The organism is Collinsella aerofaciens (genome assembly GCF_028209395.1).
GTDB lineage: Bacteria > Actinomycetota > Coriobacteriia > Coriobacteriales > Coriobacteriaceae > Collinsella > Collinsella aerofaciens_AZ.
Genome location: NZ_JAQLDQ010000003.1, coordinates 55,132 through 68,731 on the forward strand (window position 1 = coordinate 55,132; position 13,600 = coordinate 68,731).

Sequence of the window (13,600 nt, forward strand, 5' to 3'; positions counted from 1 at the left end):
AGTATGACAAATGACTATCGCCGCGGTTCCGATGGGGGCCGCGGTTCTGGACGTCCCTCGTCGCGGGGACGTTCTGGTTATCAAGGAACGGGTCGGCAATCTTACAACGCCGGGCGGTCCCGTGGCAACGACCCGGCGTCGCGACTTCGCGGCTCGGGCGGCCCTCAAGTGCATAACACCAGGTCGCGCAAGAGTTCGTCGACCGAATGGCTCACAGGCGCGCCTCTGCCTCGCCGCAAAGCCGTCATGGGCTTCATCGGGCTTGGCTTGGGCTTGGGCGTCTTTCGCCTTGCCGACTATCAAATTGTCGAAGCCGATAAACTGCGCGAGCGCGCCGATGCGCGCCGCCTGCTTGCGCAGACCCTCTATGCCAAACGCGGCACCATCTACGACCGCAACGGCAACGTGCTGGCGTCGTCGGTCGAATGTCGCAACATCGCCGTGAACCCGCAGCTTGTCGAGGATGTTGACAAGACGGTGTCGGCGCTGGTCAAGGCAGCTGGAATCGATAAAAAGACCTGCCGCAAGCTCGTTGAGTCCGATGGAACCTGGGTGTATATCAAGCGCCAGGTGGACGAAGACGATGTTGCGGCGCTGGAGAAGAAGAACCTGCCCGGCGTGCTTTTTGAGCAGGCCATGAAGCGCGTATATCCATACGGCAATCTGGCATCGCAGGTGCTGGGTGTAGTGAATGTAGACAACGACGGCTTGACGGGTCTCGAAAAGCAATACAACAAGCTTCTGACCGGCACGAACGGTTCTCTCGTACGCGAGCGCGCGAGGGACGGCAGCTATATCGCGGGCGGTGCCTATAAAAAGGTGGCTGCGGTCGACGGCGTTGATATCGTGACGACGCTCGACGTCAATATCCAGCGTGCGGCCGAGGATGCCCTGGCAGAGGCAGTTGAGAAGACTAAGGCCAAGAACGGCTCGGCGCTGGTCACCGATCCTACGACAGGCGAGATTTTGGCAGCCTGCTCGTACCCGACCTACGACCAGACCGATCTGGAGAATGCCAAGACCGAGGATATGAATCTGCGCCTGGTCACCGACGCCTACGAGCCCGGCTCGGTCTTTAAGACGCTCGTGGCGGGCGCCGGCTTCGACTTGGGCGTCGTGCGATCGAGTACGTCGTTTGAGGTGCCGGCGAGCATCAAGGTGGGCGACGATACCGTCACCGATGCCGACAAGCGCGACTATGCCATGACCATGGATGTGCGCGAGATGATGCGCCGTTCGTCCAACGTGGGCTTTGTCCTAGTGGGGCGCAAGATCGGTGCCGACGACTTTGCCGCCTATGTGGACAAGTGGGGCATCGGTCACAGCTCGGGTGTCGATTTTCCGGGAGAGAGCCTGGGTATCGTCAAGGAGCGTGACCAGTATGACGGCGCCACGCTGGGCTCGATGAGCTTTGGACAGGCACTGTCCGTCTCGCCGATTGAGATCGCACGTGCCGTGGGCGGTATCGCCAACGGCGGCGTGATGATGACCCCGCACTTCTATAAGTCCAGCAAGGGCGACGAGAAGGACTGGGGCGAAGGCGAGCGTGCGATTTCTGAGGATGCCGCATCCCAGGTGACATCGTGCATGCAGACGGTCGTGTCCGAGGGAACGGGCGTTGGCGGCGCGGTTGACGGCTATGACGTGGCGGGTAAGACCGGTACGGCCGAACGAGCCGACGAGAACGGCGGCTACCTCAAGGAGAACTATATGTCGTCCTTTATGGGCTTTGCACCGGCACAATCGCCCAAGGTGCTGTGCTATATCACGCTCGACGGAACGCCGAGCGGCTCGGATGCCGCTGCGGTGCCGTTCCAGTCCATTATGGCCAACGCGCTCGACGTGCTGGGTATCCCGCACACGAGGTAGGGGGTTACAATCTTTGGGGCCTGGTTTGTTGTCCCATATGAGGGTGTTCACATGCCCTGCACCACGCATGCGCGGCGCTGGGATACAATACGCCGATAGCATTATTAGGTTTACAGGGGAGCTGCAATGATAGAGATCGCCGTCAACAACCTCGCGGCCGCAACAGGGGCCCGAACCGTGACGGGAGAAGCCGATCGGGTATGCCGCGGGTGCGTTATCGACTCGCGCCAGGTCGAGGAAGGGACGATTTTCGTCGCCTTTCCCGGTGAAAACGTCGACGGCAATGATTTTGCTTCCCGTGCCGTCCAGTCGGGTGCCGGCGCCGTCGTGATGACGCGTGAGCCCGAGGCCGAGCTGGTCTCGCTGGCACAGGACAGGGGCTGTGCCATCTTGCTGACCGATGATCCCGAGGAGTTTCTGCTGCGTTTGGCGCACACGTATCGCCTGGAGCTTGGCTGCCTGGTCGTTGGCATTACCGGTTCCATCGGCAAGACGACGACCAAGGACGTGCTCGCCGCTGTACTCGCCAAGCGCTATCGTGTCTGGGCCACCAAGGGCAATTTCAATAACCTGATCGGCATGCCGCTCACGGTGCTTTCCGCTCCGGCCGATACCGAGGTCCTGGTGCTCGAGATGGGCATGAACCATTTCCACGAGATTGAGCGTCTGTCCCAGTCCGCCAATCCCAACCTTGCCATCGTAAGCAAGATTGGTACCTCTCACATCGGCATTTTGGGCAGCCGCGAGAACATCGCCCGCGCTAAGGCCGAGATTGTCCAGGGTATGTGCGCCGCCGGCGACTTCTTGCCGCTGCTGGTTTTGGGCGGTGAGGACGACTTTACGCCGTTCATTCGCGATACGTTCGCCCAGCCTGCTGGTATCGATGTGATGCTGGCCGGCGTCTCGGACGATGATGAGGTCCGTGCCCGCGACATTCGTGTTGATGACGAGGGACGTCCGGTCTTTACGCTCGATTTTGGCCAGGGTGAGACGATCGATACCATGCTTGCCATCCCCGGCGTGCAGTCCGTTCCTAATGCCGTTAAGGCCGCCGCGGTTTCCTATCGCCTGGGCGTGACGCCCGAGCAGATCGATGCTGCCTTTAGGGGCCTCACGATCACCGGTCACCGCCAGGAGATCAAGCGCGCCAAGAGCGGTGCCCGCGTCATCGACGATTCCTATAACGCCAGTGCCGAATCCATGGCTGCTGGCCTCGATCTACTGTGCTCGCTTTCGTGCACGGGGTCTCGCATGGCGATCCTGGGCGAGATGGGCGAGATGGGCGATGAGGCTCCTCGCATGCATGAGCTCGTGGGCGCCTATGCGGCCGCCAAGAAGCTCGACATGCTGGCGTGCGTGGGTGGTGAGCTGGCCCAGCTTATGGCCGATGCCGCGCGCATGATGGGCATGGACGAGGACCGCATCCAGGTGTTCTCCGATTATCAGCAGGTGCTCGACCGCATGGGCGGCGCGCTTGAAAAACATGATGTTGTACTGGTCAAGGGTTCCCGCTTTGTTGAGCTCGACCGCTTTGTGGAAGGTGTGTGCTAGCCCATGTTCGGCAATCCCTCGTATCCAACGTATCAGGCTTTTTTGGGGCTTGGCATCGCCGCTGCCATTGCGCTGCTGCTCATGCCGTGGTGGATCAAGCTGCTGAAGGTCGAGGGTATCGGCCAACAGGTCCGAGCCGACGGCCCCAAGCGTCATTTGATTAAACAGGGTACGCCGACCATGGGCGGCGTCATCATCCTTGTTGCGATTTCGCTGACCTGCCTGCTGAGGGGCAAGCTCACCACCGAGCTCGTGCTCGTGCTGCTCGCCACGCTGGCGACTGGCGTGCTGGGCCTGATCGACGACCTGACCTCCGTTACGCATGGGCGCTCGCTCGGTCTGACGCCTCATGCCAAGATGATCGGCCTAACCATTATCTGTGTCACCTTTACGGTACTTGCCGTTAACTGGTGCGGCGTCGCCCCCGAGATTCGTTTTCCCGGCGGCCTGACGATTGACCTTGGCGTGCTTTCGACCACCATCTGCGGCCTTTCGTTCCCGTGGCTCTACATTGTCTTTTGCTGGCTGATGATCGCCGGTCTTTCTAATGCCGTGAACCTGACCGATGGCCTTGACGGTCTTGCTGGCGGCACCTCCATGATTGCCATGCTCGCCATGGCTGCCATGGCGTTTTTGCACGGAGACGTGAACCTGTCCATCTTCTGCACCGCGTGTGCCGGTGCCTGCTTGGGCTTTCTGTGGTTCAACTGCTATCCGGCGAGCATCTTTATGGGCGATACCGGCTCGCTTGCCCTGGGCGCCGCGTTTGCCTGCACGTCCATCATGACCAACACCGAGGTCGTCTCCCTTATCATCGGCGGCCTGTTTATCGTTGAGACCCTGTCGGTCATGATTCAGGTTGTCTACTTCCACTTTACGCACAAGCGCGTCTTCCTTATGGCGCCCATCCATCATCATTTCGAAAAGAAGGGCTGGGCCGAGACCAAGGTCGTCATCCGTTTTTGGATTATCGCTGCTGCCTTTGGTGCCGTTGGCCTTGCTCTGTTCTTCCAGTTGGGATAGTGGTCTTTCATGTCTCTTGCTGATGTCTTTAGCCTGCTCGTTTTGGGTCAGGGCAAATCCGGTCTCGATGTCGCCCGCTGGGCGCTGGCACATCCCGAGCGCGTAAGTGCCGTTACCGTGTATGGCGGTGGCACCTCTGAGCCCAATGACGCCACGCGTGCGCTCGAGGCTGCTGGTGCGTCGTTTGTCTATGGGACCGAACAGGTCGAGGGCGCCTATGACGTATGCGTGACGTGCCCGGGCATCTCGGAGTTCTCGGGCTTCTTTAAGGCTGGGCGCGAGCATGCCGCCCAGATTATGGGTGAGCCCGAGTTTGCCTATCGCCTGTCGCCCGATAACTGGATTGCCATCACGGGCACCAACGGCAAGACGACCACCACGTCGCTGACTGATTATCTGCTTAAGGCTGCCGGCGAGGCCAGCGTTGCTGTCGGCAACATCGGCGAGCCGCCGGTCAACGAGATTGACGGCCGAGCCCACAACGAGTGGTTTGTGGCTGAGCTCTCGAGCTATCAGATTGCTACGACAACCGAGCTCCACCCCCGCGTGGCGGTGCTGCTCAACATCACTCCCGACCACTTGGGCTGGCATAAGAGCCATAAGAACTATGCGCTTGCCAAGATTAAACTGTTTGACAATATGGTCGATGACGATCTGGCGGTTGTCGACGTCGAAGACGCCGGCATTCACGAGTTCGATGAGTACATCTACACGCCGGGTCGTCGCATCTGCAAGGTTGCCTTTGACGAGCCTGAGGGCGAGGATGCCGCCTTTGTGCGCGATGGCAAGATGATCGTGCGTCTGAAGGGCGTCGAGACCCCGCTCATCGCTACATCCGAGCTCAAGATCTCGGGCCATCACAATGTTATCAATGCCCTGTGCGCTGCCACGGCTGCCTTGGCGGTCGGTGCCGATGTCGATGGTGTCTGCCGCGGTCTTGCCTCGTTCCAGCCGCTCGAGCACCGCGTGGAGCCGTGTGGCGAGATTGACGGCGTGCGCTACGTCAACGATTCCAAGGCGACCAACACCGATGCGGTCGAGAAGGCACTGACGGCATTTCCCGATGACGACGTGATCTTGCTGCTCGGCGGCCACGATAAGGGCACGCCGCTCACGGACTTCGCGCGCGTCGTTATGGATAACGTACGCTCGGTCGTCTGCTTTGGCGATGCGCGCGAGCGCTTCACCGCCGCTATGGACGAGGCCGATGTCGATGGCGATGTGGATATCGCCCAGGCGGATGACCTACGCGACGCCGTGGACGTTGCTCGTTCGTTGTCGAGCCGTGGTGACGTGATCTTACTTTCACCTGCCTGCTCTTCGTTCGATGAGTTCTCGGGCTATGAGGAGCGCGGCCGCGTGTTTAAGGACTACGTGGCTCAGCTTGCCGCTACAGCGAAATCACAAATGGAATAGGGGTTGCGGTGAGAGAGGAGAGCCCCCGACAAGGTATGAGGAGGCCCGACTCGGACCGTGCTTCCTCACGGCGCATCACACCGCGTTCCAGCCGCGGCGGGCAGTCGTTTAGCGAACGCTATATTGCCGGCGTTCCCGCCCGTATCATGCGCCCCCGTTTGATATTCATGGCCTGCTTGTTTACCTTGGTATGCTTTGGCCTGCTGATGGTGTACTCGGCGTCTTCGGTCGAGGCGCTGCACGAGAATGGCTCGGCGACGTTTTTTCTGGGTCGACAGGCCGCGTTTGCCGTGGTCGGTGTTCTGGCGCTGATTGCCATCGTGCGCGTTTTGCCGGACAGCTGGTTTGGGGAGGATGTGCTCAGGATCTTCCTTATCGGCATGATAGGGCTACTGCTTCTGGTGTTCTTGGTGGGCAGCGGCAGCCGCGGCGCCACGCGCTGGCTCAACATCGCCGGTATTCAGTTCCAGCCTTCCGAGTTTTTAAAGCCATTTGCCATTGCGTATTCGGCCATCATGCTTGATCGCTTCTTTTCGCCCGGTGGCAACATCAACGAATTCCTTCGCAAGATGGGCATCTACCTGGGCATTTCGCTCTTTCTGATTTTTATCCAGCCCGATTTCGGTACTGTCCTGATCATCCTGTTGACCCTCATGTGCATGGCGTTGTTTGCGGGTCTCGACCCCAGATTTATCATCGGCGTGCTAATCTTCGGCATTCTCGTGATCGTGATTGCGCTTGTCGCAGAGCCGTACCGTATGGTGCGTATTCAGGTTGCCTTGAACCCTTGGGCCGACGAGTATGGTGACGGCTATCAGGCCACGCTTGCCATCATGGCCTTTGCCTCGGGCGGTCTGTTCGGCCGTGGCATCGGCAACTCAACCATGAAGTACTCGTATCTGCCCGAGGCACACAACGACTACATCTTGGCCATCATTGGCGAGGAAGTCGGTTTTGTCGGAACTGTGCTGTTCTTCTTGGTGTTTGCGATGCTGATCTACTCGGCGTTTCGCATTGCCGAGCAGGCGACCGATCGTCGGGGCGCGCTTATGGCGTCTGGCTCCGCGGTCATTCTCGCGGTGCAGTTTTTGATTAACGCGCTGGGCATCCTCAACGTATTTCCCATGACGGGCAAACCGTTGCCGTTTATTAGCTACGGCGGTTCGTCGATTATTGTGTCGCTTATGCTTGCCGGGTTGATCCTGCGCGTTTCATACGAGAGCGCCCGCCGCGATGAGTATGACCGCCGCCGTGAGAGCTTTGCCGTTATGGATGAGAGCACCGCCGGCGTGCCCCACGTGCGCGGTGAACGACCTTCGCGTAGCGGCTTTACCGTTCTGGATGGTTCTGCATCCGAGCCGGCAGCTCGTCCACGCCCGCGAACGGCTCCGCAAGGTCGTCCGCAGCGCCCCAGCCCTCGCAACGCGGGCGGCGGATATAATCGAATCGATTTGAACTCGGACCCGTCGGCGCGTCTGCGCGCCGACGACCAGGGACCGCGTGTACGAAGGGACTACCATGACCGATAAAATGACCGTTGCTATTGCAGCCGGCGGCACGGCAGGACACATCAACCCCGCGCTCGCCTTGGCCGAAGAGCTGCGTGACCGTGGCCACCACGTTGTGTTCGTGGGCCAGTCGCGCAAGCTCGAGGGTCGTCTGGTCCCCGAGGCTGGGTTTGATTTTGTGCCCATTACGGTCACGGGCTTCGACCGCTCCCGTCCTTGGACGGCGCTCACCTCGCTGTGGCGTGTCAACAAGGCCAAGCGTGCGCTCGCCAGTCATTTCTCAAAGGTCGGCAAGCCCGATGCCGCCATTGGTTTTGGTGCCTATGTCGAGGTTCCGCTGCTGGGGTGGTGCAAGGGCGCGGGCGTTCCGTATCTGCTGCATGAGCAGAACTCTGTTCCGGGCCTGGCCAACAAGATGATGAACTCCCACGCCGCCCGCGTGTGCATCTCGGTGCCGGCAGCGCGTTCGGTCTTTGAGCGCGAAGGTGACCCTGACCACGTGCTCATGACCGGCAACCCCGTACGTCGCTCGGTGATCGAGGGCGATCGCGCTCGCGGACGTAAGGCACTTGGCGTTCCCGAGGACGCTACGCTGCTGCTCGTCTTTGGCGGTTCACTTGGCGCCCAGCACCTCAACGAGCGCGTGGTTTCGCTCAAAAACGAGCTGCTTTCGCGCAAGAACCTCTATGTGTTGCATTCGACTGGTGCCGACGGCTTTGAGGAGACCGAGCGCGCTTTGGCGCTGACGCCCGAGGAGGCGAAGCGTTACCGCGTCCAGCCTTACATCGACAACATGGGCGATATGCTGGCTGCTGCCGATTTGGTGCTCTCGCGTTCGGGCGCATCGAGCGTGGCCGAGATCGCTGCACTCGCCGTGCCTTCGGTGCTCGTGCCGTACCCGCATGCGACGGCCGACCACCAAACCACCAATGCCCGTTATCTGGTCGACGCCGGGGCCGGCGTGCTCTGCGCCGATGCCGATATCGACGGTTCTGCCTTTGCCGATGAGCTGCTGCACCTGGTCGATGACGCGGCGGCACGCGACGCCATGCGTCAGGCGGCGCGTGGTCTGGCTCAGGATAGGGCCGCCGCTCTTCTGGCGGATGCGGTAGAGGGTTTGCGTTAGTTAGACGGGATATCGTCGGTCGCCCTCGCGCTGATGCGGTAGGTGCGGTACAGTTAACGGGTTACAGGCAGTGTTTACGCAAGGAGTACACGAGCACATGGCTGATTCCCAGACTGCAACCTCCGCGCCCGAGTTTAAGAGCGCCCACTTTATCGGTATCGGCGGCGCCGGCATGAGTGGCATCGCCCTCGTTCTTCACGAGCGCGGTTATGCCGTTACCGGCTCCGACCTTAAGACGTCACGTTATATTCGCCAGCTTACCCGCGCTGGTGTGAAGGTGCATGTGGGCCATGAGGCCGCTACGATCGACGAGGTCAAGCCCGACGTGGTTGTTGTCTCCACCGCTATTCCGGAGTCCAACCCTGAACTCGTGCGCGCTCGCGAGCTTGGTATTCCCGTGTGGCCCCGTGCCAAGATGCTCTCTGCTTTGGGCCACGGCTACACCACCGTCGCTGTTGCCGGCACGCATGGCAAGACCACCACGTCTTCGATGTGCGCCACCATGCTCGACCGCATGGGTCTGGATCCGAGCTTCTTGATCGGTGGCATCGTCGAGGGCTATGACACGAACGGCAAGAACGGCTCGGGCGACTACTTTGTCGCCGAGGCCGACGAGTCCGACAGCTCCTTCCTGTTCCTGAACCCCAACGTGGTCATCGTGACCAACGTCGAGGCCGACCACCTCGATCACTACTCGGGTATCGAGGAGATCGAGGCGACTTTCGCCAAATTCATGAGCCTGGTGGGCGAGGACGGCACCGTCATCGTCTGCGGTGAGGACCCGCATCTGGTCGAGCTCGCCAAGTCGACGGGTCGTCACGTGCTTTCCTACGGCTTTGCCGAGAGCAACGACATCGCCTGCATGCACCCGGATGTCAAGGGCATCCAGAGCGACTTTATCGTTCGCTTTGAGGACGGCACTGAGCACGCTGTGGAGATCAAGAGCAATCCCGGTCGCCATAACATGCTCAATGCCACGGCGGTGCTCACCGTCGCCCATGTCCTGGGCCTTGACATCGACGCCGCCGCCAAGGCGCTCTCGAGCTTTGAGGGCGTCCGCCGTCGCTTTACCCACGTGGGCGATATCGATGGCATCACCGTGGTCGATGATTACGGCCATCACCCCACCGAGATCAAGGCGACGCTTGCTGCTGCTTCGTCGCTGGGCTACAAGCACGTCGACGTCGTGTTCCAGCCGCACCGCTATTCGCGCCTGCAGGCCCTGTGCGACGACTTTGCCGATGCATTTGCCAATGCCGATAAACTGCTGCTGATTGATGTGTTCTCGGCTGGCGAGATGCCCATTCCGGGCGTCACCTCTAAGATGCTCGCCGATACCGTGCGCGCCAAGCATCCTGGCAAGGAGGTCGTGTACTGCTCCAGCCGTCTTGAGCTCAATCAGGAGCTCGAGCAGATGGTGGGCGCGGGCGACCTGCTGCTCACTATGGGTGCTGGTGACGTTACGACCGTCGGTCCCGAGTTTATCGAGTATCTGACTGCCAAGAAAGACGCTTAAGTCTAATGGGTCTGTTTAACGCCGTCATGGCGCTCTCGGGTATGATCGACACGGATGTGATCGAGGACGAGCGCCTTGCGCGTCATACGAGCTATCGTATCGGCGGCAAGGCCGACCTCTTTGTGACGTGCCATAGCTATCATGCCCTCCGCCGCGCCGTGGCGGTGCTCGATCGCGAGCAGGTGCCGTGGGTCATCATCGGCAAGGGCTCCAATCTGCTGGTTGCCGATGGCGGTTATCGCGGTGCCGTCATTTCGCTCGGACGTGAGTTTCAGCGCACGGTTGTTGCCGATGACGGTTGTACGCTGACGGTCGGTGCGGGCGTGATGTTTGCGCGCCTGGTCAACGATGCCCTGTCGCGTAGCCTCTCGGGCCTTGAGTTTGCCGTTGGCATCCCTGGCTCGGTTGGCGGTGCGATATCTATGAATGCAGGCACACGGACCGAGTGGATTGGCTCGCTGGTTGAGGATGTCGTAACGTTTGACCCGGCATCCGGTATCAAGCATTATGCGGGGTCCGAGATCACTTGGGGCTACCGCGAATGTAGCCTTCCCCGCAATGAGATCATCCTCGAGTGCGTGCTCAAGCTTAAACCGGCGCCCAAGGCCGACATTCGCGAGCGCATGGAACGGTACCTGACGAGGCGCAAGCGTACGCAGCCCATGGGTCGCGCATCCTGCGGGTCAGTCTTTCGCAACCCGCCCGATGCGAGTGTGGGCAAGCTTATCGAGGATTGTGGATTAAAGGGTTTTTCGATTGGCGGCGCGGAAGTTTCGCCCGTTCACGCTAATTTTATCGTTAATAACGGAACTGCCTCGGCCGATGACGTTGCCGCGGTTATCAGACATGTGCACGGAAAGGTGAGGGAGGCGTATGGCATCGAGCTCAGACCGGAAGTTAAATTCCTCGGCTTCTAGAGCATCGAAACCTACCTTCCGCCGCGCCGGAGGGCGTTCCGGCGCGCCTGCCAAACCTCAACGCAATACCGTCGCGCACTCTAAGTCTGTCGGGCATGCTCGACAGGCCGGGCGTCCGGTCGTCGGCTCTCAGCTCGGTAATCGTCCGGCCGCAAAAAAGTCCTCGCGTCCCTCGGTGACGCCTAAGCCTGTTATGGGCGCCAAGCCTGCCCGTCCCATGGCAACTCCTAAGCCCTCGACGGGAACTAAGGCGGCGCGTCCGGGTCGCACGCTGGGCGCATCGAAACCGCGCTCGCTGACATCGGTGCCGGCTACCGCCAAGAAGCCTTCGGGTAAAAAAGGCGTCAACCCGTTGTCTTCACTTGGGGCGATGGCAAATAAAACGTCAGACGCCGCTTCTGTCGTTGCAGGCAAAGGCAAAATCGTGGGCGGCGTTCTGGCCGTCTTGGCCGTGCTCGTCGTCGTTGCCGTCGTGGTGATCAACTCTGGATTGTTTACCGCCACTGATATTCAGATTCAAGGCAGCGAGCATGTGACGAAGCACGATGCTATTCAGCTGATCGATTTGCCCGAGGGAACGTCGCTTTTTAACGTCGATCCCGACCAGATTACCGAGGATCTCAAGCAGAACCCGTGGGTCTCGGGCGTGGATGTCCAGCGTCAGTTCCCGCATACGCTCATCATTACGCCGATGGAGCGCAAGGTCATCGCAATTGCCTATATCAGCTCCGATGACCTTGCCTGGGCCATCGGGGATGATGACACCTGGATCGCCCCACTGTCGACGTCGGTCGAAGTTGACGACCAGGGCAACGTCATCACGACAGGGCAGGGCTCAAATACCCTGACCGGCATTGATGCCGCACTTGCGCTCGCTAAGCACTATGGCGCGGTGTTGTTGACTGATGTCTCGGCGGATGTCGCTCCGGTTTCCGGCCAGGCAGTGAGCTCCAAGGCCGTTAAGGCTGGGTTGGATTATGTGCGTGGTTTTTCGAGCGAGTTCTTGGGACAAGTCAAGGATATTTCCACGCCTTCGGTCGAAGCCATCTCGGCAAACCTCAATAACGGCATTGAAGTGTCGCTGGGCGATTCGGACGATATCGTCAAGAAGGAACGCGTAGTCACCAAGTTGCTTTCGCAGGTAGAGGGCGTAACGTATATCAATGTGCGCTCTCCGGGTAACTACACATTTAGGAATGCTCCGACCTCGTAGCGCTGGTTGATGCTTTGTTGAGGGGCCATACCACGCCGTTTATCTGGTTTGTTTGGTTTTCACGGTCAATTATTTGACTGATACGTTCATAATGTGCAAACATAATACGGTTTACCTTTGCATTTACTTTCAACCTGAAGGTTAATGTGCGCAGGGGTCGACCCATGCTATGGCTATAACCTTTGTTCGGAGGACCGACATGCACGAGACAGAGATCAACAACTACCTTGCCGTCATTAAGGTGGTCGGCGTCGGCGGCGGCGGTACCAACGCGGTCAATCGAATGATCGAAGAGGGCATCCGCGGCGTCGAGTTTGTTGCCATCAACACCGATGCTCAGGCACTCGCGATCTCTGATGCCGATATCAAGGTGCACATCGGCACCGACCTTACCCGCGGCCTGGGCGCCGGCGCCAACCCCGAGGTTGGCCGCAAGGCTGCCGATGAGTCTCGCGACGACATTGCCGAGGCGCTCGCTGGCGCCGATATGGTGTTCATCACCTGCGGCGAGGGCGGTGGCACCGGTACCGGCGCTGCTCCTATCGTTGCCGATATCGCGATGAACGAGGTCGGCGCACTGACCGTCGCCGTCGTGACCAAGCCCTTCACCTTCGAGGGCCGCAAGCGCAAGAAGAGCGCCGAGGAGGGCATCAAGACCCTCTCCGATTGCGTCGATACCATGATCGTCATCCCCAACGATAAGCTGCTCGACATCGCCGAGAAGAAGACCACTATGCTCGAGGCCTTCGCGATTGCCGATGGCGTCCTTTCCCAGGGCACCCAGGGCATCACCGACCTCATCACCGTCCCCGGTATCATCAACTTGGACTTCGCCGATGTTAAGACCATCATGAAGCAGGCCGGTACCGCCATGATGGGTATCGGTACCTCTTCTGGGGATACCCGTGCCGTCGACGCTGCCCAGCAGGCCATCTCCAGCCCGCTGCTCGAGAGCTCCATCGATGGCGCCACGCGCGTGCTGCTCTCCATCGCCGGTTCCAAGGACCTGGGCATCCAGGAGATTAGCGACGCCGCCGACGTTGTCGCCAACGCCGTCGACCCCGAGGCCAACATCATCTTCGGTACCGTTGTCGACGAGTCCCTGGGCGATCAGGTGCGTATCACCGTCATCGCTACGGGCTTCTCCGACTCCAACGTCAACCGTCAGGACGAGCTCTTTGCTGCTCAGCAGTCTCAGAGCAAGGCCGCTGCCTCCGCTGAGCCGCAGCGCACCGCTCCTGCCACGAGCCCGGCTCAGGCCGCTCCGACCCGCAACGTCGGTGGCACCGAGCTTCCTAACTTCGGCAACGATCAGTTCGAGCTTCCCGACTTCCTGAAGCGCGGTAGCTTCTAAGTCGTTCTTTGCATTGTTGTGCACAGGGGCGTGTCCGTATGGACGCGCCCTTTTTATTTCGACTTTGTAAACTAGAACCTCCAATCTCTTTACGTTCCCTTTACGAT

Annotated in this window: 10 protein-coding genes; all 10 read left to right on the top strand. The window is 60.0% G+C overall.

Annotated features, from left to right (window positions below):
• The first annotated feature begins 246 nt into the window (after window positions 1-246).
• Window positions 247-1,869, top strand: coding sequence for a peptidoglycan D,D-transpeptidase FtsI family protein (locus PMW67_RS02340; protein ID WP_271738638.1), 1,623 nt, complete (start codon window positions 247-249; stop codon window positions 1,867-1,869).
• 126 nt (window positions 1,870-1,995) lie between these two features.
• Window positions 1,996-3,420 (top strand): UDP-N-acetylmuramoyl-tripeptide--D-alanyl-D-alanine ligase, encoded by a 1,425-nt coding sequence (locus PMW67_RS02345; protein WP_117746964.1) that lies wholly within the window; start codon window positions 1,996-1,998, stop codon window positions 3,418-3,420.
• Between the two features lie 3 nt (window positions 3,421-3,423).
• Complete coding sequence (gene mraY, locus PMW67_RS02350) at window positions 3,424-4,443, top strand: phospho-N-acetylmuramoyl-pentapeptide-transferase (RefSeq protein WP_271738639.1); 1,020 nt, start codon at window positions 3,424-3,426, stop codon at window positions 4,441-4,443.
• 9 nt (window positions 4,444-4,452) lie between these two features.
• The gene (gene murD, locus PMW67_RS02355; RefSeq protein WP_271738640.1) at window positions 4,453-5,859 is read left to right on the top strand and encodes a UDP-N-acetylmuramoyl-L-alanine--D-glutamate ligase; all 1,407 of its coding nucleotides are present in this window, start codon (window positions 4,453-4,455) and stop codon (window positions 5,857-5,859) included.
• Between the two features lie 35 nt (window positions 5,860-5,894).
• Window positions 5,895-7,388, top strand: a complete 1,494-nt coding sequence (gene ftsW / locus PMW67_RS02360) for a putative lipid II flippase FtsW (protein WP_271738641.1) — start codon at window positions 5,895-5,897, stop codon at window positions 7,386-7,388.
• Window positions 7,378-8,493 carry an undecaprenyldiphospho-muramoylpentapeptide beta-N-acetylglucosaminyltransferase gene (gene murG, locus PMW67_RS02365; RefSeq protein WP_195520529.1) on the top strand — a complete coding sequence of 372 codons (1,116 nt, stop codon included), beginning with the start codon at window positions 7,378-7,380 and terminating at the stop codon, window positions 8,491-8,493. The genes ftsW and murG overlap by 11 nt, the downstream gene beginning before the upstream one ends.
• 97 nt (window positions 8,494-8,590) lie before the next feature.
• Window positions 8,591-10,009 carry a UDP-N-acetylmuramate--L-alanine ligase gene (murC, locus tag PMW67_RS02370; protein WP_271738642.1) on the top strand — a complete coding sequence of 473 codons (1,419 nt, stop codon included), beginning with the start codon at window positions 8,591-8,593 and terminating at the stop codon, window positions 10,007-10,009.
• Between the two features lie 5 nt (window positions 10,010-10,014).
• On the top strand, window positions 10,015-10,926 hold the full coding sequence (murB, locus tag PMW67_RS02375) for a UDP-N-acetylmuramate dehydrogenase (protein ID WP_006234257.1): 912 nt from the start codon (window positions 10,015-10,017) through the stop codon (window positions 10,924-10,926).
• Window positions 10,927-11,101: 175 nt separating this feature from the next.
• Window positions 11,102-12,139 (top strand): cell division protein FtsQ/DivIB, encoded by a 1,038-nt coding sequence (locus PMW67_RS02380; RefSeq protein ID WP_271738643.1) that lies wholly within the window; start codon window positions 11,102-11,104, stop codon window positions 12,137-12,139.
• A gap of 199 nt (window positions 12,140-12,338) precedes the next feature.
• Entirely contained in the window at window positions 12,339-13,493 is a 1,155-nt protein-coding gene (gene ftsZ, locus PMW67_RS02385; protein WP_022094491.1) for a cell division protein FtsZ, read from the top strand.
• Window positions 13,494-13,600: the final 107 nt, after the last annotated feature.